Origin of the sequence: Desertibacillus haloalkaliphilus (assembly GCF_019039105.1) — a bacterium.
GTDB classification, from domain to species: Bacteria; Bacillota; Bacilli; order Bacillales; family KJ1-10-99; genus Desertibacillus; species Desertibacillus haloalkaliphilus.
Genome location: NZ_JAHPIV010000007.1, coordinates 51,397 through 76,636, shown reverse-complemented (window position 1 = coordinate 76,636; position 25,240 = coordinate 51,397). Strand labels below are relative to the sequence as shown.

At 39.4% G+C, this 25,240-nt stretch carries 26 protein-coding genes; 17 read left to right on the top strand and 9 right to left on the bottom strand.

What is annotated here, in order from left to right; genetic code table 11:
- The first annotated feature begins 109 nt into the window (after window positions 1-109).
- Window positions 110-1,411: an FAD-dependent oxidoreductase gene (locus tag KH400_RS09315; protein WP_217224174.1), complete on the top strand. Its 1,302-nt coding sequence runs from the start codon at window positions 110-112 to the stop codon at window positions 1,409-1,411.
- A gap of 167 nt (window positions 1,412-1,578) precedes the next feature.
- Here the strand turns inward: KH400_RS09315 and KH400_RS09310 are convergent, their stop codons facing one another.
- A complete protein-coding gene (locus KH400_RS09310; RefSeq protein ID WP_217224173.1) occupies window positions 1,579-2,166 on the bottom strand; it encodes a small multi-drug export protein in 588 nt (195 codons plus the stop codon).
- Window positions 2,167-2,593: 427 nt separating this feature from the next.
- Between KH400_RS09310 and KH400_RS09305 the strand changes: the two genes are divergently transcribed.
- Genes KH400_RS09305 through KH400_RS09275 form a run of 7 tightly spaced genes read left to right on the top strand, consistent with a single transcriptional unit; the run spans window position 2,594 to window position 8,424 of the window.
- Window positions 2,594-3,151: a TetR/AcrR family transcriptional regulator gene (locus KH400_RS09305; protein ID WP_217224171.1), complete on the top strand. Its 558-nt coding sequence runs from the start codon at window positions 2,594-2,596 to the stop codon at window positions 3,149-3,151.
- Between the two features lie 27 nt (window positions 3,152-3,178).
- Complete coding sequence (locus tag KH400_RS09300) at window positions 3,179-4,072, top strand: beta-keto acid cleavage family enzyme (protein ID WP_217224169.1); 894 nt, start codon at window positions 3,179-3,181, stop codon at window positions 4,070-4,072.
- Window positions 4,072-5,019, top strand: a complete 948-nt coding sequence (locus tag KH400_RS09295; RefSeq protein ID WP_217224167.1) for an L-carnitine dehydrogenase — start codon at window positions 4,072-4,074, stop codon at window positions 5,017-5,019. The genes KH400_RS09300 and KH400_RS09295 overlap by 1 nt, the downstream gene beginning before the upstream one ends.
- The gene (locus KH400_RS09290; RefSeq protein WP_217224165.1) at window positions 5,016-5,483 is read left to right on the top strand and encodes a thioesterase family protein; all 468 of its coding nucleotides are present in this window, start codon (window positions 5,016-5,018) and stop codon (window positions 5,481-5,483) included. Before KH400_RS09295 ends, KH400_RS09290 begins: the two co-directional genes overlap by 4 nt.
- A 23-nt stretch (window positions 5,484-5,506) precedes the next feature.
- Window positions 5,507-6,709: a quaternary amine ABC transporter ATP-binding protein gene (locus tag KH400_RS09285; RefSeq protein WP_217224164.1), complete on the top strand. Its 1,203-nt coding sequence runs from the start codon at window positions 5,507-5,509 to the stop codon at window positions 6,707-6,709.
- Complete coding sequence (locus tag KH400_RS09280) at window positions 6,709-7,539, top strand: ABC transporter permease (RefSeq protein WP_217224163.1); 831 nt, start codon at window positions 6,709-6,711, stop codon at window positions 7,537-7,539. Before KH400_RS09285 ends, KH400_RS09280 begins: the two co-directional genes overlap by 1 nt.
- Before the next feature lie 15 nt (window positions 7,540-7,554).
- Entirely contained in the window at window positions 7,555-8,424 is an 870-nt protein-coding gene (locus KH400_RS09275; RefSeq protein WP_217224162.1) for a glycine betaine ABC transporter substrate-binding protein, read from the top strand.
- 48 nt (window positions 8,425-8,472) lie between these two features.
- Here KH400_RS09275 and KH400_RS09270 read toward each other — a convergent pair whose 3' ends face one another.
- Complete coding sequence (locus tag KH400_RS09270) at window positions 8,473-9,045, bottom strand: DUF421 domain-containing protein (protein ID WP_217224161.1); 573 nt, start codon at window positions 9,043-9,045, stop codon at window positions 8,473-8,475.
- Window positions 9,046-9,134: 89 nt separating this feature from the next.
- Window positions 9,135-10,034, bottom strand: coding sequence for a DMT family transporter (locus KH400_RS09265; protein ID WP_217224160.1), 900 nt, complete (start codon window positions 10,032-10,034; stop codon window positions 9,135-9,137).
- A gap of 151 nt (window positions 10,035-10,185) precedes the next feature.
- On the opposite strand from KH400_RS09265, the gene KH400_RS09260 reads away from it, so the two are divergent.
- Window positions 10,186-11,049, top strand: coding sequence for an MBL fold metallo-hydrolase (locus KH400_RS09260; protein WP_217224158.1), 864 nt, complete (start codon window positions 10,186-10,188; stop codon window positions 11,047-11,049).
- Window positions 11,050-11,180: 131 nt separating this feature from the next.
- Here the strand turns inward: KH400_RS09260 and KH400_RS09255 are convergent, their stop codons facing one another.
- Both KH400_RS09255 and KH400_RS09250 read right to left on the bottom strand, forming a co-directional pair.
- A complete protein-coding gene (locus KH400_RS09255; protein WP_217224156.1) occupies window positions 11,181-11,522 on the bottom strand; it encodes a hypothetical protein in 342 nt (113 codons plus the stop codon).
- Between the two features lie 40 nt (window positions 11,523-11,562).
- Window positions 11,563-11,898 (bottom strand): hypothetical protein, encoded by a 336-nt coding sequence (locus tag KH400_RS09250; protein ID WP_217224155.1) that lies wholly within the window; start codon window positions 11,896-11,898, stop codon window positions 11,563-11,565.
- 255 nt (window positions 11,899-12,153) lie between these two features.
- Here KH400_RS09250 and htpG point away from each other — a divergent pair, with 255 nt between their 5' ends.
- The 3 genes from htpG (at window position 12,154) to KH400_RS09235 (ending at window position 16,674) form a co-directional block, all read left to right on the top strand.
- Window positions 12,154-14,034 carry a molecular chaperone HtpG gene (gene htpG, locus KH400_RS09245; protein ID WP_217224154.1) on the top strand — a complete coding sequence of 627 codons (1,881 nt, stop codon included), beginning with the start codon at window positions 12,154-12,156 and terminating at the stop codon, window positions 14,032-14,034.
- Window positions 14,035-14,236: 202 nt separating this feature from the next.
- Window positions 14,237-15,451: a S8 family peptidase gene (locus KH400_RS09240; RefSeq protein WP_217224153.1), complete on the top strand. Its 1,215-nt coding sequence runs from the start codon at window positions 14,237-14,239 to the stop codon at window positions 15,449-15,451.
- A gap of 113 nt (window positions 15,452-15,564) precedes the next feature.
- Entirely contained in the window at window positions 15,565-16,674 is a 1,110-nt protein-coding gene (locus KH400_RS09235; RefSeq protein ID WP_217224152.1) for a mechanosensitive ion channel family protein, read from the top strand.
- 49 nt (window positions 16,675-16,723) lie between these two features.
- Here the strand turns inward: KH400_RS09235 and KH400_RS09230 are convergent, their stop codons facing one another.
- Complete coding sequence (locus KH400_RS09230) at window positions 16,724-17,680, bottom strand: methyl-accepting chemotaxis protein (RefSeq protein WP_217224151.1); 957 nt, start codon at window positions 17,678-17,680, stop codon at window positions 16,724-16,726.
- Window positions 17,681-18,093: 413 nt separating this feature from the next.
- Here KH400_RS09230 and KH400_RS09225 point away from each other — a divergent pair, with 413 nt between their 5' ends.
- Entirely contained in the window at window positions 18,094-18,498 is a 405-nt protein-coding gene (locus tag KH400_RS09225) for an HPr family phosphocarrier protein (protein WP_217224150.1), read from the top strand.
- A 23-nt stretch (window positions 18,499-18,521) separates the two neighbouring features.
- The gene (locus KH400_RS09220; RefSeq protein ID WP_217224149.1) at window positions 18,522-18,713 is read left to right on the top strand and encodes a hypothetical protein; all 192 of its coding nucleotides are present in this window, start codon (window positions 18,522-18,524) and stop codon (window positions 18,711-18,713) included.
- A 62-nt stretch (window positions 18,714-18,775) separates the two neighbouring features.
- On the opposite strand, the gene KH400_RS09215 is transcribed toward KH400_RS09220, so the two are convergent.
- The gene (locus KH400_RS09215; RefSeq protein ID WP_217224148.1) at window positions 18,776-20,044 is read right to left on the bottom strand and encodes an MFS transporter; all 1,269 of its coding nucleotides are present in this window, start codon (window positions 20,042-20,044) and stop codon (window positions 18,776-18,778) included.
- Between the two features lie 232 nt (window positions 20,045-20,276).
- Here KH400_RS09215 and KH400_RS09210 point away from each other — a divergent pair, with 232 nt between their 5' ends.
- Window positions 20,277-21,326, top strand: coding sequence for an HD-GYP domain-containing protein (locus KH400_RS09210; protein ID WP_217224147.1), 1,050 nt, complete (start codon window positions 20,277-20,279; stop codon window positions 21,324-21,326).
- Window positions 21,327-21,329: 3 nt separating this feature from the next.
- Entirely contained in the window at window positions 21,330-22,190 is an 861-nt protein-coding gene (locus KH400_RS09205; protein ID WP_217224146.1) for an SDR family oxidoreductase, read from the top strand.
- Window positions 22,191-22,391: 201 nt separating this feature from the next.
- Here the strand turns inward: KH400_RS09205 and KH400_RS09200 are convergent, their stop codons facing one another.
- The gene (locus KH400_RS09200; protein WP_217224145.1) at window positions 22,392-23,270 is read right to left on the bottom strand and encodes a LysR family transcriptional regulator; all 879 of its coding nucleotides are present in this window, start codon (window positions 23,268-23,270) and stop codon (window positions 22,392-22,394) included.
- A 111-nt stretch (window positions 23,271-23,381) separates the two neighbouring features.
- Between KH400_RS09200 and KH400_RS09195 the strand changes: the two genes are divergently transcribed.
- Window positions 23,382-24,602 (top strand): MFS transporter, encoded by a 1,221-nt coding sequence (locus KH400_RS09195; protein ID WP_217224143.1) that lies wholly within the window; start codon window positions 23,382-23,384, stop codon window positions 24,600-24,602.
- A 207-nt stretch (window positions 24,603-24,809) separates the two neighbouring features.
- Here the strand turns inward: KH400_RS09195 and KH400_RS09190 are convergent, their stop codons facing one another.
- Complete coding sequence (locus tag KH400_RS09190) at window positions 24,810-25,061, bottom strand: DUF2621 family protein (RefSeq protein ID WP_217224142.1); 252 nt, start codon at window positions 25,059-25,061, stop codon at window positions 24,810-24,812.
- Window positions 25,062-25,240 lie beyond the last annotated feature (179 nt).

The window sequence follows — 25,240 nt, the reverse complement described above, 5'->3', positions numbered from 1 at the left end:
ATATCATAATATCATAGGATTAGATTTTACTATTTATAAGTTTAATATAGTGTAAAGTCATCCTGTTTATGTAGACACAGATGAAAAGGATTACATACTGGAGGTCATTATGGATAATCAAACAAAGCACTATGATGTAGTCGTTGTTGGTGGAGGATTGGCAGGGCTTTCATCAGCTGCTTATTTAGCGTCTCATGGAAAAAAGGTAGCCTTACTAGAACGAGGGAAACTAGGAGGAAGAGCTGTTACGTTACCGATAAAAGGGTTTAATTTTAATTTTGGTGCACATGCCATTTACGGACGAGATACGTCAATTTTGAAAACGTTTGAAAAAGAGTTAAAGCTAGATATCGAATGGAAAGACTTTAACCCCTATAAAGCAAGGTATGACTCAGGAACTGAATTAAGTCATGTTCCATCAAATGTACGTGGCCTTTTTAAAACCAAAATTCTTTCAAGTCCGGGGAAAGTGGTATTTGCGTGGGAAGTATTTAAGACGATGCTAAGTATTGATTCTGGGGAACCACATCTCTCGATTGGTAAGTGGTTAGAAAAACATAACATCAATGATGATGTAAAGAAAATGATGCTAACGCTTGCTTCCTCAAACTTTTTCACAAGTGAACCAGAACAAATACCATCTGAAGTATTCTTCCAATACTATAAGCGAATCTTTACGACAAACAAACCGGTTGCTTATATTGGTGGGGGTTGGCAATCGCTAATTTCTGAATTTGTTCGTGTGATTGAAGCGAATGGTGGCGAGATTTTTGAAAAATCGAAAGTACAAAACGTTGTTGTTGAACAAGACCGGGTAAAGCAAATTCAGAGTGGGGATCATATCTATGATGCTCGTGAATTTGTTTTCGCCATTCCACCAAAAGAGTTGGTTAAAGTATTCTCTGAAACAGCGATAGAGAATTTACTTAGTCATTATGCTGCTTATAAGTCATCGAAAGTATTTGTTTATGATATTGGTCTTTCCAAACGAGTGGAGAGCCCGTTTACTTACATTTATGACCGAAAAAATCAGATGTTTATCACAGATATTTCATATTATGATGAGACGTGTATTCCAGAAGGCGGGCAATTATTACAAGCGATTGCATACTTAAAGGAAGATGAGATCGGTGACAAAGAAGTCCTTGATACCTATAAGGAAAAAATTGAAGCGCTATATGATAAGCACTTTAGCGGGTGGCGAGAGAATTTAGCTGTTCCGCGAGTGTCGAAAAGTGCTGTTGTACAAGAAGTGAAGTGGAACATGAATCAAGAAGCGATGCCGATCTGTTTTCCGGATCTACGTAATACATTTTTCGCTGGAGATTGGTGTGAAGGCCAAGGGCAATTATCAGAATTGTCGTTTTCAAGTGCATATGAGGTAAGCAAAATCATTTTAAATAAATCATGAGCTTACTAAAGGGGGCAACCGAGAGCGGTTTGCCCTCTTTGTTTTATGGAAACTTGTCGATGTTGGTACGTGGTAAAGATAGTGACATCGCTGATGGCAAGCTCAAGATTTTCTTCATATTCTCCATGTTCAAGCGAAATCGGCCAATTTTTATCCATGCATTCACCTTAAGAAAACCATGTTGAAACCCAATCGATACTATAATAACTTGCAATTGTCAAAAAGACTGTCCATAACAGTAAGCTGATCCCCATCCATATGGTTGTCTTATGCTTATCAGCCTTAAGCGTTAAAGCAATGATCGCAGCAAGGTGAATCCCGGTGATAAATGGACCAAGTATGGCTAACCCAGGTAATCCGTATTTTTGAAAAATTAAAAAAGCACGTTGTTGTTTTGATAATTTCTTTTCAACTTCATTCGGATGATTCGATTCGTACTCGGTAGTTTCGGCATGAGCACGTTCATCATTTGAATCCATGGTTTCATCTCGATCAAGTTGTTTTGCTGCTTCTTTCTGCTGCTTTTTTTCTTCACGTTTCTGTTTCCAGCGACGGTACATGTTCGAGTGCTGAATTTTTTTTAGTGAGTACACGATAAACAAAACGGGCAAGAAGTTCCCAACAAATGAAACGACGCCGACCCAAAAAGGATGTAATCCCATTCCAATACCGATTGGAATAACAAGTAAAATTTCAAGCCAAGGTGTCGCAGCCATTATAAAAATTAAAGTATATTGCCATAATAAATCAATCATTTCGCAAACATATCCTTTCTCCAAAACAATGAGCATCCATCTTTCCTTAAATGTACATAAAATAGTATCACACTATTTTTATATTCGAAAGGAAGCTTTTATGAATTTACCTTTCCTAGAAAAAAATGTTTATTTATCGGCTATTATGAACGAATTTGTCCATGCTAATTATAAGCTATTTTTTTGATAGTCACGCGAAAATTGTTGTCTGTTATCGATTTAACGTGATTTTTAGTGAAAAATCGCTAAAAATTTACTTTCTGTTTTGATTAGTGTTGGTCAAATCTTATATTTCGATAATTTACTAGTTCATTCTTATCGATATACGGTTTGATACTGGACCGTCTGGTTGGTAAAGTTATATTCGTAACTTAACCGTCTGAACGGTACACTTTGAAACTAAAAAATTGTGAAGAGGTATAAACCAATGCCAAAAAAATCGAGATATATCGAGATTCTCGAAGCAGCGTCTCGAATTGTCCAAACTAAAGGTGTATTTTCTTTAACGCTAGATGCAGTTGCAAAAGAGGCAGGCGTAAGCAAAGGCGGCTTGCTTTACCATTTTCCATCAAAAGAAGCTCTAGTAACAGCGATGGTCGAGCATGTTATTGATGACTATGTTGAAAATATTAAGCAGCGAGCAGAAGCAGACACTGGTGAAAAAGGGAAGTGGACGCGAGCCATTGTTATGGAGACGTATGAACAAACGTTTTCTAACCTTGATATTAATGCGGGTTTTTTAGTTGCTCTGGCGATGGACCCGAAATTATTAGGTCCAATTCAAAAAGCCTATGAAGATTGGCAAGAAAAAATTGAGGCCGATGGAATTGATCCGGTTAACGCTACAATTTTACGCTTAGCCGTAGATGGGCTGTGGCTGTCTGAGTTATTAGGTTTAAAATATATCGATGAAGATTTGCAACAACGCATTTACCAACGGTTATTATCACAAACAGAGGATGGAGCCGACTCGAACAACGGCTAGAATACAAACAATCAAGGAGGAAGAGTTGTGCAAAAAAAAATTATTATTACTAGTGCTTTAACAGGAGCTGGGGATACGACAGCAAAAAGCTCTCACGTACCAATTACACCAAAAGAAATCGCTGAATCAGCGATTGAATCAGCAAAGGCTGGTGCAGCGGTTGCTCATATCCATGTTCGTGATCCGAAAACAGGGAAATTAAGCCACGATGTGAATTTATTCCGTGAGGTTGTTGAGCGGATCCGCGAAGCGAATACAGATGTGATTATCAATTTAACTGCAGGCGGTGGTGGTGACTGGATCCCAAGTAACGACGATCCAACAAAAGGTGGTGCTGGAACTGATATTCAAACGCCAGAGGAGCGTCATGAACCGATTGGTGAGCTGTTACCAGAGATTTGCACATTAGATTGTGGGAGTGTGAACTTTGGTGAACAAATTTACATTAGTCCAACTGACTGGTTAAGGCGTCAAGCGAGACTAATCCAAGAAAGTGGTGTAAAGCCAGAATTAGAGTGTTTTGACTTTGGACATGTTCGTTTTGCGAATCAACTTGTGCAAGAAGGCTTAATCGATGGGAAGCCAATGTTTCAATTTTGTTTAGGAATCCCATGGGGGGCTGATGCGGATGCAGAAACGATCATTGGCATGAGAAATCGTCTGCCAGAACATGCAAGTTGGTCTGCGTTTGGTATCGGGCGCTTACAAATTCCGATCGCTGTTCAGTCTGCTTTATTAGGCGGTAATGTACGCGTGGGATTAGAGGATAACCTTTATTTAGAAAAGGGTGTACTTGCTCGTAATGAACAATTAGTTGATAAGGCAGCAACCTTAATTCAAGGCCTTGGGTCAGAACCGATGACACCACAAGAGGCTCGCCAACACCTTGGACTGAAAAAACCGCACGGAGGAGATCAATAATGACACAAGTAACTGTAGTAGGAACTGGAGTAATCGGAAACGGATGGATTGCACGTTGTTTAGCACAAGGCTATGATGTCGTCGCAACAGATCCTGCTGAAGGTGCAGAAGAACGCATGCGAGCAGCTGTCGATCGTGCATGGCCTTCATTAGAAAAGATCGGTTTAAAGCCTGGGGCTTCGAAAGATCGTCTTCGTTTTGAAGCGGACCTTGCTGAGGCTGTCAAAGATGCTGATGTGATTCAAGAAAATGCACCTGAGCGTGAGGAGCTCAAACGAAGCTTATTAGCGGAAATCGATAAACATGCAAAAGAAGGTGCGATTATTGGCTCAAGTACATCAGGTATTAAGCCAACGATTTTACAACAAGATTGCAAGAGACCTGAACGAGTGATTGTTGCTCATCCGTTTAATCCTGTTTATTTATTACCATTAGTAGAATTGGTTGCAGGTGAAAGGACAACGGAAGAAACGATGCAAAAAGCAACTGATTTCTACCAGTCAATTGATATGCGCACATTAGTCGTGCAAAAAGAAATTGATGGTCACATTGCAGATCGTCTAATGGAGGCCCTTTGGCGAGAAGCCCTTCATTTAGTCAATGATGGAGTTGCGACAACAGAAGAAGTTGATGCAGCAATTGTGTACGGTGCAGGATTACGTTGGGCGCAGATGGGGCCATTCTTAACGTTCCACCTTGCTGGAGGAGACCAAGGCATGCGTCATATGCTACAACAGTTTGGACCAGCTCTTAAGCTACCATGGACAAAGCTTGAAGCTCCAGAACTGACAGATGAACTCATTGAGCGGGTCGTTGAAGGTTGTGAACAGCAAGCGGATGGACGCCCAGTGTCAGAACTTGCAGAGCGTCGCGATGAATTTCTTGTGAAGTTAATCGATCTTGTGAAAGAATATTGGCCTGAAAACGAAGGAGAAAAGAAATCATGATCAATGAGTGCTTACTAACTGAACACGTACGCACAGAGTGGGTGGATTATAACGGCCATATGAATGATGCTGCTTATGCTCAAGTATTTAGCTTTGCTATTGATCGACTTATGGAAGAGATTGGATTAGATGCTAAGCAACGTGAAGTGCATCATTATACGATGTTTACATTAGAAAATCATATTTGTTATTTACGTGAGGCTCACGAAGGAGAACCACTTACAGTGACACTCCAATTAATCGACCATGACGCCAAACGCTTACATCTCTTTTTTGTACTAAAAAATGAGAGCGACGAACGGTTGGCTACTAGTGAACAAATGGTGATGGGAATCGATGAAACAAGTGGGCGTCCAGCACCGTTTCCAGAGCAGGTCAATGGATATGTTAAGGAGATCGCAAAAAGAGATAAAAAGAAAGAAATTCCAAAAGAGGTCGGAAGACAAATTGGGATTCGTAGGTAGTTGACAATTTAAAGGAGAGACATATGAAGAAAATTGAAGTAAGTAATCTTACAAAAGTCTTTGGTTCTAACCCTGAAGAAGGGTTAGAACGAGTTAAAAATGGTGAAGGGAAAGATCAAATTCTTGAAGAGACAGGGATGACAGTTGGTGTAAACAATGCTTCCTTTACAGTGGAGCAAGGTGAATTCTTTGTCATCATGGGTCTTTCAGGTAGTGGGAAGTCCACGCTGATACGACTGATCAACCGCTTAATTGAACCGACAAGTGGTGAAATTCTCATCGACGGCGATGATATTGCACAAGCTGACCAGCAGTCTCTAACAGAGATGAGACGAAAAAAACTTGGTATGGTGTTCCAGAAATTTGCCTTGTTTCCACATCGGACGGTACTAGCAAATGTTGAATTTGGCTTAGAAATTCAACATGTACCGAAAGAAGAGAGAGAAAAACTTGCGAGACAAGCAATTGAGGATGTAGGTCTGGCTGGGTATGAGGATAGTTATCCGGACCAGTTAAGTGGGGGAATGCAACAACGTGTCGGATTAGCACGTGCACTTTCGAACAACACCGATATCCTATTGATGGATGAAGCGTTCAGTGCCCTCGACCCATTAATAAGAACAGAGATGCAAGATGAACTTCTATATCTTCAAAAAAAGTTAGGAAAAACAATATTATTTATTACCCATGACTTAGACGAAGCTCTTAAGTTAGGGGATCGTATCGCAATTATGAAAGATGGTGGGATCGTACAGATCGGGACATCTGAGGAAATACTAGAGTTTCCTGCTAATGATTATGTTGCTAGCTTTGTGAACGATGTCGATCGTTCGAGAGTCCTTGAAGCGGCTCATGTGATGACAAAGCCTCAAGCTGTTGTTACTTGGAGTGAAGGTGCAAGTGTTGCGGTGAAAAAAATGCAGGAAGCTGAGTTGTCAAGCATATTTGTCGTAGATGACAAAGGGCAGCTTAAAGGTCTATTAACCTATGATAAAGCAGTCGAAGGGATGAATCAGTCGTCCTGGGAAGAGGACCTGTTAGTACATGATTTTGCTACTACTAAACCGAACACGCCGTTACACCAATTGTTTGGAGTCGCGGCAGACACGAAACATCCGATTGCGGTGGTTCAGGACGATAAATTAATAGGTGTAGTTGTGAAAACATCGATTCTAGCTGGACTAGATTTAGGAAAAACAAATCGTAAAGAAGAGGTGATCGCGTAATGAATTATTTCGATTTACCTCTTGAACAATGGACGAATACTTTTGTTAATGAATGGTTAATTCCAGTATTAGGTGGATTCTTTGATGTGATCAGTGCCATTATTGGCTTTTTCATCGGCGGGGTTGAATCGATTTTAACATGGGTTCCTGCTGAGGTGATTACAGTCATTTTAATTTTACTAGCTTGGAAGTTTGCTAGTCGAGGGATCGCCATCTTTACCTTATTTGGTTGCTTGTACTTGGGGTCAGTCAATTTATGGGCTGATGCGATGCAAACATTAGCGATTGTGTTAGTCGCGACGATCTTTTCAATCCTAGTCGGTATTCCACTCGGGATCTTAAGTGCAAAATATAAAAAAGTTGACCAATTGTTACGCCCAGTACTTGATTTCATGCAAACATTACCTAGTTTCGTCTATTTAATTCCTGCGATTCTACTATTTGGTCTCGGTGGTGTTCCTGCGGTGATTTCAACCTTTGTCTTTGCAACACCACCAGCTGTACGGATGACGACACTTGGGATTAAACAAGTATCTGAAGAATTGATTGAAGCGTCACATGCATTTGGAGCAACATCGAAACAAATGCTCTTGAAAGTCCAATTACCGCTTGCGGTTCCGACGATTATGGCAGGGGTCAATCAGACGATCATGCTGGCGTTATCCATGGCAGTTATTGCTTCAATGATTGGGGCACCTGGACTAGGTTCAACGGTTCTTGCTGGAATTTCTAGTGTGAATGTTGGGCTTGGATTAACAGGTGGATTAGGAATCGTTGTGTTAGCCATCATTTTAGACCGAATTACACAAGGTGTAGGACAAAAAGCATAAATAGGAGGAAGAAACGTGAAAAAGATATTACAATTATCATTATTAGCTTTAATTTTAGCCGTAGTGGCTGCTTGTGGTGCGACTGAGGAAGGGAACACCGATTCAAGTAGTGGAGATACTACGATTACATTTGGTGTTACACCATGGTCAAGTACTGTACCTCCAACTCAAGTAGCGAAGTTAATTTTAGAGGATATGGGTTACTCAGTTGAAGAAGTAAGTGCAGATGCAGGCGGTGTTTATGCTGGTTTGTCACGTGGAGATTTAGATGTGTTTATGGATGCATGGTTACCGGATATGCATAAGAATTATATGGAACAATTTGGGGATAAGCTTTCAAGTATTTCAGTAAGTTATCCTGATGGAGATATTGGTTGGGTTGTTCCAACATATCTCGAAGACATTAATACAGTTGAAGATTTGATCGGTATTGAAGATCAATTTGGCAATGAGTTTTATGGTATTGAAGAAGGTGCAGGTGCAACGATGACATCACGTGAACTGATTGAAGATTACGGTCTTGACATGGACCATGTCTCTTCAAGTGAAGGTGGAATGCTTGCACAAGCGTCTCGCCAGATGGCAAATGAAGAACCAGTTGTCTTTTTCGGATGGCGTCCACACCCAATGTTTGTCAACTATGACCTAAAAGTATTAGAAGACACAAAAGGGTATTTCGTTGCTTCAGAAGTACATGTCATTGCAAATAATGATCTAGAGGAAAGAGCCCCAGATGCTTATCAATTCTTAAGCAATTGGAACATTGATGTTAGTGATGTTGAACAAATGATCATTGACATTGAAGACGGTATGGCACCTGAAGAGGTTGCACAAGCATGGATTGATGAAAATCAAGATCATGTAGCTGAGATGATTGGTGAATAAGTAGAGAGGGAACCTAATTGCTGTTTTAGCAGTTAGGTTCTTTTTTAGTTACTTAAATTTATTTTTGTTTGGTGTAGGATGTTGTTTCGTTTGAACCTCATGGAAAAGGCTTCTAGTGTTATCTGGTGAAGGTGGCTGCAACGATCCCATTAGCTTTTTAAATTCCCCGACTGTTAATGGGCGAGCGTCAGGCATAAGTTCATAGCCTAATTGACCATTTGGTTCAATTGTTGCATTTTTAATGTCATCGATACTTGAAATGCCATTTTGACGAATTTGCATTTCTAGTTTATCGATCGTTAAGCGGATTTTTTTTAAGTTTTTTGTATTTACTTGCCCATTTTCAATCACGGATATCGCTTTTCCGGTAAAGAGTTTTTCAAGGGTATTAAATTTCATTTGGAGGTATTCAATCAAAACAAGAATGCCAATAAAAATGGCAATGGTTATAATTGTTTTTATAACACTATCTTCAATAATTGGCTGTACAATAATAGCCCCAATTGAAATCATAACGATGGTTGTAGTAATGGTCATTTGTGCGATTGATTTCCGTCCAGATACCCTCAATAGGAGGAACCCGCAAAACACCATAAGAATCGCTTCCCAAATAAAAGCCATGTTAGACATCTCCTTTTGCCGGACCTATATTTACGTTATTTACTATTTTCGAATTCAAGATTGTTATGTATAAATAAGCATGAAAATGTCTACGTAAATAAAATAATGATAATAACACCTGTAAACACAATAAGGGAAGAGAAGATCGTATAGCGGGCAATCGTTTCCTGCTTTCTTAGGAATAACTTACTTAACAGAATCGTAAGCAATGGCTCCATCGCGGCAATTGCGGCGACATAAGAGACTTGAATATAAGTGACACCAATAAAAAAAGATAGCATTGCGATACTCGTGAATAAACCTGACCATAAGTAAAATAAATTAAATGATGTGATTTGATTGCGTAGGTTTGTTTTTAAGACACCTTTACTCCAATCGCTGAGAAGTACAAGGATAAGAGCCGTTAATGCCCCGGCAAAAGCACCAAAAAAAGGATCAGGCAACTCTTCCAACCCTGGTTTTCGGATCGCTTGTCCTGTACCGAATACCATTGCTGAGAATAATGCAAGGAAATAGCCTTTTTTTAGGTTTGATTGGTCATTCGCCGTTGTGGTAGTTGTTTGTCGGATTAAAAAGAACCCTTGTATCCCTAAACCGGCAAGGACAAAGAACGTTCCAATTGAAGGGAGCAGGCCGATCCATTCATTTAAAAATAAGACTGCAAATAAAACGGTAAATAACGGAGCACTGTTTTTGATCGCTGCCCCTCGACTCGGACCGATTTCACGGTAACTCATAAATAAGGTCATTCGCCCTAAAAATGTCGTAAATACACCTGAAATGGCAAATAAAAGAAACCCATACATTGTAATCGGTACATTCGTAACGACTAACCGATAAATAAGCGCAGCGATTCCTAATATTAAGACATTAATAATCACAGTAATTAAAAAGCCGTTATCACCTTTTGATTTCTCCATCCCTTTTCGAACAAAAATATTACTAATTGCAAAGCCAAATGCTGTAAGTAGTGCAAATAAAATCCCCATTAGCTACGCCTCCCTTTACTATCGTAAAGGACAGTGCTCTGTTATTCAACAATAATATTTCTTGCGGTGATTATAGGAAAACAAAAGAATGACATCAAAGATCTAAGGAACAATAACGATGCATTAATTTTTTAATAAAGGAGAAGGACAAATGGACAAGCAAAATGAATTAAGCTATGGAAGTGACTACAAGTATATTCCGGCAACCTCACTTGCAAGTGGTCAGGGGATTGAGGTTCTGCCTGATCTATATACGTACACGGTTCAGATCGTCAATATATGCTTTGTGGGTGATCCAAAGAGTGAGGACTTTGTCTTAATTGATGCAGGTATGCCTGAAACAGCCGAGGAGATCATTTCTGTTACTGAACAGCGATTTGGGGCAAACAGCAAACCAAAAGCAATTATCTTAACGCATGGCCACTTTGATCATGTTGGCGCGATTATTGAGTTAGTCAATCATTGGAATGTACCTGTTTATGCTCACGAACTTGAACTTCCCTTTTTAACAGGTGAAATGAGTTATCCAGAACCAGATCCGACGGTCGAGGGTGGGGCAGTGGCTAAGCTATCGTCACTTTTTCCGAATGACCCGGTTAACCTAGGCGATTATATTCAACCGCTACCGTCCGATGGAAGTCTCCCGCATGTTAAGGGATTTCGCTGGCTCCACACCCCTGGACATACACCGGGACATGTTTCATTCTTCAGAGATTCAGACCACACCTTAATTGCTGGTGATGCTTTTGTTACGGTGAAGCAAGAATCATTATATAAAGTGCTAACGCAAGAACAGGAAATTAGCGGACCACCACGTTATTTAACACCAGATTGGCAGAGTGCATGGTCATCTGTTCGTAAGCTTGAATCGTTAAAACCAGCTATCGCTGTAACAGGTCACGGGTTACCAATGGCTGGTGATGATTTGTCCAAAAACTTAGAGAAACTAGCTAACCAGTTTGAGGAAATAGCAATTCCTGATCACGGTAAGTATGTAAATCGACCGTTACATTGAGGATGTTTCCTTTGAAATAAAAGTCGCAATCAAAAAGCCTATCGATTTGTAACTCGTTGTCACGCTTTGATTTAGGAGTATGGAAAGGCTGCCCTAGTAGGGAGAACCCTATCGGGCAGCTGTGTTGTCTATCATACTTGTGTGGACTGTAGATATTGCTCTAGTAAACGGTTGTCCAAATTTCCTGAACCAACGAGCACAACTAAGATGAAGATTAAGAGTGTTGAATGATCGATGTTAACCTTCGTCGTATTGTTTCCGATGTCGCCAAACGTGATCGTATCAAGGTCTTGTTGCTTTTGGCTTTGCTGTTGTGCTTGCAGTTGAGCTTGTAATTGTTTTTGAAGTTGAATCTGTTCTTGTAATTGAAGTTGCAATTCTTGTTGGAACTGTTTTTGTTCTTCTTGTTGAGCTTGTAATTGTTTTATTAATTTAGCTGTATAAATAAAGTTTAAATCGAGCATTGGTTTCATTCACCTCCAGAGTTGAACATTTGCTAGGGTCATTTCTTGATTAATTGTCATTATTTGATAGTTGTGAAAGAACCGTATCTAATCCATATCCAGATCCACCACCAACAAAGATGACAATAATTAAGATGATAAGGAACGTATTGTCGTGGGAGACAACCGTTTTGTTGTTACCGATATCACCGAACTTGATATCGTCCTTATCAACTTGTTTTTGATTTTGTCGTTGTGCCTGAAGTTGCTCTTGAAGCTGTTTTTGCACCTGCAGCTGTTCTTGAAGTTGTTTTTGTAACTGCTCTTGCCACTGCTTTTGATCTTGCATTTGTTGCTGCAAGTCTTCAATCACTTTCTTTACTTTTTTTACATCGATGTCGAACATTATCATCCCTCCAAGAAATTTTTATTAAGGGAAAACCCTTATAGTGACAGACTATGTTTGCGATTGCTTTTAGTATGGGGAGGTGGAATGGTAAATTCATGGAATTTCTTGTCCAGTGCTAAGTGTCTACTAGTACTAGGTGTTGACACTATTACTGCTTTATGATAAATAAAATATGTGATTAGCACTTGGGTTTATCGAGTGCTAGCAGTACTTCGGAATCAATAGAGGTATACACTGGAAGGAGAGATTTACGTGGTCCAAAAACAATTTAAAGCAGAATCAAAGAGACTATTAGAAATGATGATCAACTCCATTTACACCCATCGTGAAATTTTTTTGCGTGAGTTAATTTCAAATGCGAGTGATGCAATTGATAAAATCTATTACAAAGCACTTACAGATGATTCGCTCGTCTTTGATCAAGATAATTACTACATAAAAGTGGTTGCGGATAAGGAAGATCGAACGTTAAAGATTATTGATAGCGGTATTGGAATGACAGAAGAGGAACTTGAGAATAACCTTGGGACGATTGCAAAGAGTGGTTCACTAGCATTCAAAAACGAGACAGAATTAAAAGATGGATACGATATTATTGGTCAATTCGGTGTTGGTTTTTATTCTGCTTTTATGGTAGCAGATACGGTCACTGTGATCAGTAAACCTTTAGGCAGTGATGTTGCTTATAAATGGGAATCAACCGGAGAAGAAGGCTATACGATTGAGCAGACGCAAAAGGATGAAGTCGGAACAGAAGTGATATTGAAGGTAAAAGAAAATAGCGAAGATGAGCGCTTTGATGAATACCTAGAGGAACATCGCCTGCAACAGATTGTAAAAAAATATTCCGATTTCATCCGCTACCCAATAAAAATGGATGTGACAACAAGAAAGAAAAAAGAAGGTAGCGATGATGAGTACGAAGAAGTTCGAGAGGAACAAGTCGTCAATAGTATGGTTCCGATTTGGAGAAAAAACAAAAGTGAGCTCACCGATGAAGATTACGAGAACTTTTATCAAGAGAAACGCTATGGGTTTGACAAGCCGATAAAACATGTTCATATTAGCGTCGATGGAATGCTACGTTATAATGCGATTTTATTTATCCCTGAGACGATTCCTTTTGATTATTATACGAAGGAGTATGAAAAAGGCTTAGAGCTTTATTCAAATGGCGTATTGATTATGGATAAATGTGCGGACTTACTCCCGGATTACTTTAGCTTTGTCAAAGGTATGGTTGATTCAGAGGATTTATCGCTCAATATTTCCCGTGAAATGCTTCAACACGATCGTCAATTAAAGCAAATTGCCAAAAACATTAAAAATAAAATTAAAAGTGAATTGCAGCGATTGCTGAAAAATGAACGAGAGGACTATAAAAAGTTCTATGAATCGTTTGGACGCCAATTAAAATTTGGTGTGTATAGCAACTTTGGTAGTGACAAGGATGTTCTTCAAGATTTACTGATGTTCTATTCGTCAACAGAAAAGCAACTCGTGACGCTAGATGAGTATGTGTCAAGAATGTCTGACGACCAAAAGTATATTTATTATGCAACGGGTGAATCGTATGACCGTATCGAAAAACTACCACAAACAGAGCTAGTTGCAGATAAAGGTTATGAGATTCTTTATTTCACCGAAGATATCGATGAGTTTGCGATTAAGGTGTTGATGAGTTACAAAGATAAAGAATTCAAATCCGTTGCAAGTGGGGATTTAGGGATTGAAGCTGATGAAAACGATGCGAATACAGAAGCTGAAGCAGAAGAGTACAAAGAAATATTTGATCTCATGAAAGAAACACTAGCAGGCAAAGTCAAGGATGTGCGTGTTTCGAAGCGATTAAAAAATCATCCGGTTTGTTTGGCGAGTGAAGGTGACGTGAGTATTGAAATGGAAAAAGTGATTCAGGCGATGCCTGATAACCAACATATCAAGGCAGATAAGGTATTAGAAATTAATACAGGGCACGATGTGTTTCATTCGGTGAAAGAGGCGTTTGAAAATGACAAGGGGAAAGTTAAGCTTTATACAAACTTATTATATAATCAAGCATGTATGATTGAAGGATTGCCAGTAGAAGATCCTGTTGAGTTTTCAAATAATATATGTAAAGTCATGGTTTAACATTCTTTAGATAGGTTCCATAGGTGAGAAGTATACCTTTGGAGCCTTTTTTTTGTTTTCTATTCGAGAATAGAAGGAATCTGTTGTTTCCGCTTCTGACCGTTTCCATATGGCTATTCATTGCATGGTATAAAAAGAAGATAATTTATGATCCCTCGAGATGTATGTCAAAACATTTAAGATACGGGGGAAGGAGGCTAGTATGAAGACGGATAAAAAGGTCATGCAGATGCTATCTCATAATGAGGCGGAGGTTATTCCCGTCGTCATCACATTAAAAGACACTGTCTCTTCTTGTCATATAAACGATTATTGTCGCTTAAGGAAGAGAGATCAACATCGATCTTCACTACGTGGCTTAAAAATGATGACGGGTAGCTATTGTAGAACAACGATAGAAGATCTGCAGCGACACCCAGATATTCAATATATTTGTTTTGATTATCCAGTAAAAGCGGTGTTAGATGTGGCAACGCCTGCGATTGGAGCGGTTAATGTAGGGCAAAGGGTTGGGGTGACAGGTAACGATGTTGGGATTGCAGTTCTAGATACCGGTATATACCCTCATCGTGATTTGATCACTCCAACAAATCGATTGATTGCTTTTAAAGATTTTATTAATGATAGAAGTGAGGCTTATGATGATCATGGACACGGCACCCATGTTGCCGGGTGTGCTGCAGGAAATGGAAGGAGTTCAAACGGTACGTATAGAGGCCCTTCACCTAGAGCAAATCTCATTGGAGTGAAAGTTCTTAATAAACAAGGGGGAGGTACAATTTCCTCTATTATTGCAGGAATTGATTGGGTCATTGAAAACCGTAGTCGCTATGGAATTCAAATTATGAATGTCTCTCTTGGTGCGAATCCTTCTACCTCTTATAGGCATGACCCACTTACGGCTGCATGCAGAAAAGCATGGATAAGTGGGGTTGTTGTCGTCGCTGCTGCTGGTAACTCTGGAACTGGTGGCTCAATTGTTACACCAGGAATCGAACCAACAATTATCACGGTCGGGGCAACGAATGATCAAGGCTCTCTTAATCTCCGTGAGCATACGTTAGCTCGGTTTAGTAGTCGGCCACCAACCGTTGATGGACTTGATAAGCCAGATGTACTTGTCCCAGGGTTTGATGTTGTTAGTTTATTAGCACCGGAATCAACGCTGGCGAATGTATCAGCAGCAACGGAGATGATTGGTCGTAACTATCTATCACTATCTGGTACATCGATGGCGACAGGAATTTGTTCAGGAGCAATCGCTCTGCTTAAAGAGGCTTTTCCTTCTGCAACACCTGATGCAATAAAAACACTTCTTATTGAATCCTCTCGATACCTTGATCATGAGGGTTCTACTACTGGTGTTATGGATATAGGCGAGGCGTTTGGAATAGCTAATTATAAGTGGGAAACATAGTAACTAATAGTGCCCTCATGATCTTACCGAAATAAAATACTGGATAAATGAATCATTTTTGAGATAATGATAAAATAAGACATGCACAAATGATTATGGAATGAGGGTTACAATTGGATTACACGTGGTTTGAAGACTATCTATTAGCTATTCCTTGGTTTGATATTGGGATTGCTCTTGGGATTTTTATTTTATTTTTAGTGTTTCGTAAGATTTTTACAAGGTACATTTTTAAACTAATTATTAAATTATCACGGAAAGCCCCAACAGATGTGTTTACGAATGTGTTATTAGCGTTTGAGAAGCCATTGCGGGTCTTCTTTGTTTTCGTGGGGATATACCTGTCTTTACTCTATTTACCATTGTCTGCTGAGACGATGGTAGGGATTACGAAATTGTACCGAACGATTATCATCCTCTGTATCGGCTGGGGGCTTTATAATTTTGCCTCGGAGTCCTCGAGTTTCTTTGCAAAGGTTGGTGCTAAACTGGATCTTGACGGAGATAGCATGCTAATCCCATTTTTGTCAAAATTCTCCCGGTTTTTGATTGTTGCACTATTCTTGAGCATTATCGCCGGAGAATGGGGGTATGATGTAAATGGATTTGTTGCCGGTCTTGGCTTAGGTGGCTTAGCGTTTGCACTAGCAGCTCAAGATACGATCGGAAATTTCTTTGGCGGGATCATTATCATTACAGAAAAGCCATTTGCAAAAGGAGATTGGATCCATACACCGAGTGTTGAGGGGACCGTCGAAGATATTACATTTCGCAGTACCAAAATAAGAACATTTGCCGATGCTGTTGTGACAGTCCCTAACTCGACCCTTGCAAACGAAGCAATTACCAACTGGACGCAAATGGGGAAACGCCGAATTACGTTTCATCTTGGTGTGATGTATTCAACGCCGAAAGAAAAGGTAGAAGCATGTGTCCATAAGATTGAAGAGATGCTTCGCGGGCGCGATGATATAGACCAAGAAGTCATTTTCGTTACATTTGATAAATTTAACGATAGCAGTCTAGATCTATTCCTTTACTTCTTTACGAAAACGACCAACTGGGGAGAGTATTTAGCTGTAAAAGAAGCAGTTAATTTAGAGATTATGGGTATATTAGAAAAAGAGGGAGTCTCTGTTGCCTTCCCAAGTCGAAGCTTGTATGTTGAGAAAGGTTTTGATCTTGAAGCGTTAACAGCAGAAGCTGAGAAAGAATCAAATTAAATCTATAGAAAAACCTATTGATGCACTAAAATCAATAGGTTTTTTAGGTCTATTCGTCTTCTTTTCGACGTAATTCATTGACGCCATCTTTTAGCTTTTCATCGACATGGGCTGCATCATCAATATGTTTAATAATTAATTGATTGGCTTCTTCAAATGTATCTTTTGTGGCATGGATTTCTTTAATCGTATCGGTACTTAATTGCTCTTGTGAATGGATGGTTTCGAGTACATCTGATACTTCTGATTTAACAAGTTGAGTCGCTTCTAAAATCTCGTTAATGCTCTTTGATGTTGTATTGCTGTGTTCAATTCCTTCATTCACGGCTGTTAATGTATTCGTTGAGTCTTTCATCGCTTTTTCGGTTTCGACTTGAATATGTTTAATCAGTTCATCAATGCTTTTGGTGCTTTGGGCTGTATTTTCAGCTAGTTTACGAACTTCATTGGCAACAACTGCGAAGCCTTTACCGTGCTCCCCAGCTCTCGCAGCTTCAATTGAGGCATTTAAGGCAAGGAGGTTGGTTTGTTCAGCGATTTCATTTATGACTTTGACGATCCCCTCAATCTCTTTTGAACGGGATCCTAGTTTAGACATGCTGTTTGCGGTTTCTTTTGATTCTTCCCCTAGCCGTGTAATCAAAGCTTGGATTTTTTCTACAGCCTCTTGACCTTCATTTGATTTGACAACCATTTCATCTGTTGATTGGATTAACGATTGTCCTTTTTGAGCCATAAGTTGTGAGTTATCACTTAAGTCATTGCTAATGTTTTCAACTGTATGAAAACGGTCTTTAATCGTGTTGACAATCGTACGTAACTGCCCGTGCTGATCATTGACATTTTCATGGTCAGATATAATCGTTTGTAAATTATCAGATAGCTCGGATAAAAGTTGATCAGTTTCGTTATGCTTTTTTTCATATAAGGATTCAAGGTCAGAAATTCTCTCTTTTAACCTTTCGTTTTCTAATTTTAGTTCTTTTGTTCCCTTTGATAATAACAAAGGAGCTCCCCCCAGTTCGGAATAGTTTTAGAGAATGTTATTGTAAATCGAACAAATTCTCTTTTTATGAACAGTTTATCATATTCTACGAGATTTATTATCGGTTTTAGGTAGAAATAATCAAAACGTAAGTCATAATTTATAGTTGAGGAGTAAGGTAGCAGATGATCCATTGCAGCACTAGATGCAGAGCAGCAGGTAAACAAACGTAAAAACATGCGCCCGCAATATAGTTAAACATATAAATATATGTTTAGAACTGTTCAATAGAGGGTAACCCTCTTTTTGGACAGCTTTTTGTTAAAAAAGGTGTGAGATGATCTAACAATTTTATGGAAGATTGGTAATTGGCATAATAAACTTATAATTAAAGAACATGAATCATGCTCTTTTAAAAAATAAGGGGGGTAGCTATGGAGAGGAAAGCAACAATCACGATGTTTAGAGGGTTAACGGTTCATAAAGTCATCGAACTAGTGATGTTGGCAGATCAATTTGAGAGTAGTATTTCCTTTTCCAAAAATAATCAAACGTCCAATGGCAAAAGTATATTAGGGGTCATGTCTTTATTGATCATGACAAAAGTAGGGGAAAAGTGTGAGATCATTGCACGAGGAGATGACGCAAGCGATGCCCTTGACAAATTAACTAAATTTTTAGAAAATATAGAAAACAACAAACGCCATTATGATTATTATCATGATGAAGGTGTTCAGCAGGTCAATAAAGCGATGATACATTCGCTGTCTTCTTGGACACCAGAAATTCACTCGATAGCAAAATCATACTTGAAGACAACAAAAAGTCATCGTCATTAAAAAAACATAAGGAGGGATCATCAATGTATGTGGCAGGTATTCAGTTTGGCTTGATTATGGCAGGTGTATTATTACTTTTTGCAATGGCGAATTATTTTAAGTACTCATTTTCCGTATCAAAACCAGACTTGGTAAAGAAATATCGCAAGCAGTCCGTTCAATATGGCATAACTGGATTCACCTGTCTATTTAGCGGATCTTGGTTTATATTCTAAGTAAAAAGGAATATGTAAATAAGAGAAGTGAGGGGCTTTTTTGATTAGCTCCTCACTTTGGTTTATTTCATTGATACAGACTTTGTCTCGAGCTCAATGGTAGCTTGATTTACTTCGTTACGGTGTAGTTTATAGGCACTAATGGACGCGATGAAACTGATAAGCGTAGCGAGAAGGAAGGCGCTGAAATATGATTGGCTAAACTCGATTAAATAACCAGTAATGACCGGTGAAATCAGTTGTCCGATACTGAAAAATAATGTAATAAATCCCATCGCAACAGGCACATATGATGGAGCGATATAATCACCAACGCTCGCATTCATCACTGTAGGAACACCCCAAAGTGTGATTCCATAACTAATAATAAGTGATAATATAACGAACGGGCTTGTTGTAAAGCTTAATCCCAGGAGGACGAGGAATTGAATAAAAAGGACAATCGATAAGGATGCCATTCGACCAATACGATCGGAGACGGCGCCCCAAATAAAGCCACTTATGATACTAGCAAGCCCTCCAATTGCAAAGAAGGTTCCTGCCCGATTGTCAGTAAAGCTGCGATCTGAAATTAAATAATCCACTAAAAATGTTGAAAAGCTTAAATAGCTAAACCCCCAAAATAGGTAAATTAGTCCGATCAGCCATAGCGTTTTATTACGATAGACTGTCGTTGTTTCAATTTGATTTGATTTTGTATCGTTCTGCTTTCTAGCTGTTTCTTTTGGGCCAATCGGTTGAAGGGAGGCGTCCTCGGGGCGATTGCGTAAAAGAAAAAAGTTCAACATTGCAATCCCGATAATAAGGGTTGCTAGTACATACCAACTGATTCTCCAACCATCTACGCCATTTTCAGTAACGAGAACTGGAACGATGAGACCACTAAATACAATGCCAATTCCTGAACCTGCCATCGCAATTCCCATCGCCATACCACGTTTTTTTTGTGTAAACCATTGACCAATTAAGCCTAAAGATGGAACATATGCTCCACCAGTCCCGATACCGATTAAAAAACAACCGAGATAGGCCATCCAAAATCCTTGTGCTTGTGCGGTGATCACCATGGCTAGCGCAATGATCGTTAAGGATACAACGATAACGGCCTTAGCGGTAAAACGAATAACAAAGAAACCCACAATCGTTACAGCGATTAGGTAGCCAAAAAAAATCGAAGAGGCTATTAACCCTGTATCGCGATAATCTAAAGATAAACCTTCTTTCATAAATGGCAAGATCGCACCAAATGAAAAACGACCAAAACCTAAGCAAGATAATACAGATAAGACGATCAGTCCTAAAATTAACCAACCTTTATGCCATTTCTTCATTTTTTCACCTCTTTCTACTTGTACAATAGATGATAGTATAGAATAACGTTAGCAAAGGTAAAATCATCGTACTATAATTGTTTGTAAACAGCAAATGAAAATTCAGATTCTTTCGAATTGTGTTATCGTTATCGTGAATGACAACGATTTCGTTAACTTGGTAGTGAAAGATTCAATTTCTCGTTCTATTCATCTATAATGGTGGTAATTCATTAAATGAAGGATGATTACGATGATTTATACTGCCATTGATCAAGTTCAGCAAGGAGATTACTTAGGACGTAACATCTACGCTAGTGATGGACGGATTTTACTTCATGAGGGTGTGCAATTGACGATAGGTTTGCTCTCGAAATTACGCCATATGGGTGTTCACGCAATTTATTTAAAAGACGACCGTTTTAATGATATTGAAGTGGAGGAAGTTATTTCCGAGAAAACGAAGCGCAAAGCTATAACGACTTTGTCTGAATCCTATCAATATGTTCAAAATGGACACCAACAGTTGAATGGAAAGGCGATTACAACAACGATAAAATCGATTATTGATGAGATTTTTGAAAATCAAGACCTCCTTATCACACTAACAGATATACGCACGGAAGATAATGAGTTGTTTGTTCATTCTGTTAATGTTTGTATCATGTCTGTGATTATTGGCTTAAAGGTTGGTCTAGATCGAACGAAGCTCCAAGAATTAGCTATTGGGGCATTGCTTCATGATATCGGCAAAGTTATTGATAATGATTCAACTGCAAAAGGGAATGATGGGCAAGGTGACCTTAATGACCACACATGGAAAGGTTTCAATTTGTTACGAAAGAACAAAGAGATTAGTACATTATCTGCTCATATTGCGTTAACGCATCATGAGCACGTTGACGGTAGTGGAAGCCCGCGGCAGTTAGGTGATAAAGATATTCATGTGTTATCAAAGATTGTTGCAGTGACAAATCATTATGATAACTTGATTTCATCTGAAACTGGGGCTCGACGGTTACATCCGTACGAAGCGTGTGAGGAAATTATGGGGTTAACCAACATTCGTTTCTCGCATCCAGTTGTGTGGCGCTTTTTGCGTGCGGTGGCGTTTTATCCTACTGGTAGTCAAGTCAAACTATCAACAGGAGAGACAGGAGTTGTTGTTGGGCAACATACAGGTCTTCCACAACGCCCTATCGTGAGGACGTACAAGATTCATGGTAGTGCCGATGACTATGAAATAAAAGAACTCGATCTAGCCAAAGCGACCACAGTCTTTATTACTGAGGTGGTTACATAAAGAATGAATAAGAAAACATCTCCAGTCGTATTAATTACAGGAGCTGCAAGCGGCTTTGGCAGGGATGCGGCAGTGTCATTTGCTAAAAACGGCTTTGTTGTGATTGCTGCGGTACGACGTTTATCACGTGCAAACGAATTGCTCGCAGAAATGAAACAAAAACAATTGAAAGAACAAATGATTCTCGTTGAATTCGATGTCACTAACCATCAGCAGGTAAAGGAAGCGATTGAATCTGTTATGATCGAAGTTGGTTCGATCGATGTGTTAATTAATAATGCAGGCTTTGCATTTGCTGGTTTTGCAGAAGATCTCACGATTAGTGAGTGGCGAACTCAATTTGAGACGAATTTGTTTGGAGTGATTGCCGTAACGAATGAAATTCTCCCATGGATGCGAGAGCAAGGATACGGTCGTATCATAAATATGAGTAGTATTAGTGGCAAGGTTTCTTACCCAGGCATTGCCGCATATGGGTCATCAAAGCATGCACTAGAAGGTTATAGTGAAAGTTTACGTTTAGAAGTGATGCCTTTTGGCATTGATGTTTGTTTACTTGAACCTGGATCCTATAAGACAAAGATTTGGAGTTCCGGAAAAAGGGTTGCTAGTGCCTCTGCATCGCCATCATCGCCTTATTATTCGCTATTTGAGAGGTTGGAGCGTGCTGTTGAACGCCGTAAAGACAACTTCGGTGACCGTGAGGAAGTGATCAGAACATTAGTAAGGGTGGCAACGGCGAAAAGACCGAAACTTCGCTATCCTGTAGGTAAGGGAGTTAAAATAACAATTTTGGCTAAAACAATTTTGCCGTGGCGTCTCTGGGAAAAGCTCGTGCACTATGTATTAAAAAAGATAGAATAAGTGAGAGAAGGTGTCGGCACAAAACTAGTTAAACCGAGGCTGGGACAAAATGAAAAACAATTCTTTGTCCTAGCCTTTTCTTATTGATTATATGACTAGTATTGAATACTCTGTTTAAAAGAATTGAAACACCTGATGGGGGCAAAAGGACAGGACGAATGCCCGCTAATATAGCGAGGCAAACGTTCAATCTCATTAGTATTATTGATTGGTTTGTTCCATTAAAAAATCGATAAACGCTTGATTCGCTTTCGAAAGGTAAGATCTCTTTTTCCAAGCAAGTCCCAACTGTAAAAAACGTGGAGGGTCGAGGGAAACGGGAACAAGATCGTCGTCATCACTAATGACCATTTTTAAGAAAAGAGTAATCCCGAGTCCTTTCCTCGTTAACGACTTCGTGAGTGAAATTTGGTTTGTTTCGAGGCTGACGGTTGGTGTGATATTCGATTTTTTACCTGCCTCAGAAATTATGTCACGTTGATAGTACCCTTCTTTAAAGAGCACGAGAGGTTCATTTGCTAGTTGTTCATAGGTCATTGTCGCTTGATTGGCTAGTTTATGTGTGACAGGGACGCAGACGACCATCTCTTCGCTTAAAAAAGGGAGGAGTTCAAGTGTGTGTGGTGTGTGCTCATCAATGATTATAACCCCCATATCAATTTCCCCCTCTTCGATCATTGCCTGAATTTTTTTGGTTCCTGCTTCGACGATAGACAGACTAAGGTGTGGGTAAATGGATTTGAAATCTACGATAATGTTTGGGAAAAAATAAGAGCCTGCCATGGAGGGGAGTCCAATCGTCACTTCCCCTTTTTCGAATCCACGAAACTCCTCCATTTCTAATTTTGCTGCCTCTACCTGCTCCTGTATGGCCTTTGCATGTGAAAGGAACCGCTTGCCTTCAGTAGTTAATACAACCCTTTTATCTCGACGATTAAATAAATATACACCCAACTCATTTTCGAGGTTTTGAATCGATTTGCTAATTGCTGGTTGTGCAACTAATTGTTCTTTCGCTGCTTTCGTAAAGCTTTCTTGTTTAGCCACTTCTAAAAAGAACTGTAACTGTCTGAACTCCATCAAACTCACCTCTAATAACTTAAATTTATCATTTGTATAAAAATAATATATTTTATTTATGATCTTAAGCCTGATACCATGATAGCATGGATAGAAAGAAGGGTGAATAACATGATTGAGTTACAAACGAAACAGTTTTGGCGGGCAACGATTGCTTTGGGTATTGCTTCTTTTGTCATTTTTGCTAATGTTTATTACGCTCAACCGTTGTTACCGGTGTTCACAGATGAATTTGCGTTATCGCCTGCTGTTTCAAGTTTATCGGTGTCATTAGTACTTTTTTCATTAGGTGTTAGTTTCTTTTTTTATAGTGCATTATCTGACGCCATTGGTAGGAAGAAAATCATCGTCATTGCGATGATCATCTCTTCGGTCGTCACTGTTTCAATTGCGTTTGTTCCTAATTTTGAAATGTTACTAGTTCTCCGGGTCTTGCAAGGAGTTGCCCTAGCGGGAATTCCGACAGTGGCAATGGCTTATATTGGGGAAGAGTTTGCCGCGCGTGCCTTAACACTTGCAATTGGGATCCATATTAGTGCTAATAGCATCGGTGGAATGAGTGGGAGAATGGTTAGTGGTATGGTCACGGATTGGTATGATTGGCGGATTGCTTTCTTAGTGATGGGAGTTTTAAGTTTAGTCGCTTTAGTAGCATTTATGCTGCTGTTACCGTCATCTAAGCATTTCAAGCGGAAATCGTTTGATTGGAAATCGGCTGTAACTGAATATAAACTTCATTTAAAAAACCGAACATTACGGTTGGCATACCTTGTCGGAGGTCTTCATTTTTTTATTTTTGTTGGCATTTATAATTTCATCACGTACTTATTGAGTGGGGACCCTTTTTACGTGTCAACAACGATTTTAGGTTTTCTATTTATTACTTATCTTGCAGGTACGTTCAGTTCAACACTGGCTGGCAAAGTCTCACAAAAGCTACTGCAGTCTCATTGTATCGGGATTGGAATTTTAATTATGGTTGTCAGTACACTGTTGACACTCGTTTCAAACCTTTGGGTCATTGTACTCGGTTTGCTCGGTCTAAGTTTTGGCTTCTTTTTTGCTCATTCCTGTTCGAGTGCTTGGGTTAGTAAATATGCTCAATTTGGGAAAGCTAGCGCATCTGGTCTTTATCTGACATCCTACTATTTTGGGGGGAGTCTTGGTAGTTTTTATTTAAGTATTTTTTGGAATATTGGTCATTGGGCTGGGGTTGTCATTGGTGCGATCCTCATCTTAGCTATTACTTCGTATTTGATGTTGCAAATGATCAAAGTTGAGAAGCATGCGGTTGAGGTTGAAAAGGGAAGCGGAACAGTGCTTGCTCGTTAATCACGGAACGAACTGTTCAAGAACGCTTTTTTTACCATGATTCTTGTTGTTTCGTTGGTAGGTGGGACTTTACCTAATCATAATCAATGATGAGTTGGTGGTCGTAGCTGTAGGGGTACTGATCTAAACCTCAGTCCTCAGTCAACAAAGCAGGGCTGCCCGAGTTAGCAATCATTTCGGGTAGCCCTTATGTCGCTGTTGCATTTGTTATGGAAGTAGGTCTTCGTATGGTGTTAGGTCGATGTCTTTGCTTTTTAATGTTTCGATCGCTTTTTGTTGCATCTTCCCTGTTGAGCCTAGTATGTATCCACGGATAACATCTTCTTTTGTGATCTCGTCACCTTCTGCAAGTTCGGTGATTTTCTTTTCGATCCCCTTTTTTGCCATTGGACGAACGAATACAGGGATCGGTTCGACTAACTCTTCTAAAAATGCTTTAGCATCTTCATTCCAGTTCATGATTACCATTCCTTTCACTGACATCTAAACATTAACAACCCACCAGGGGCAGTGCCCATGGATGGATGTTTCTTTTATTATAACCGAACTTTGACATTGATGGAAATAAGTAATGTATACTTGTTGTGAAGATTGGTTACCAACGGAGGGTTATAACCAATAGGAAACGACCACTTGCC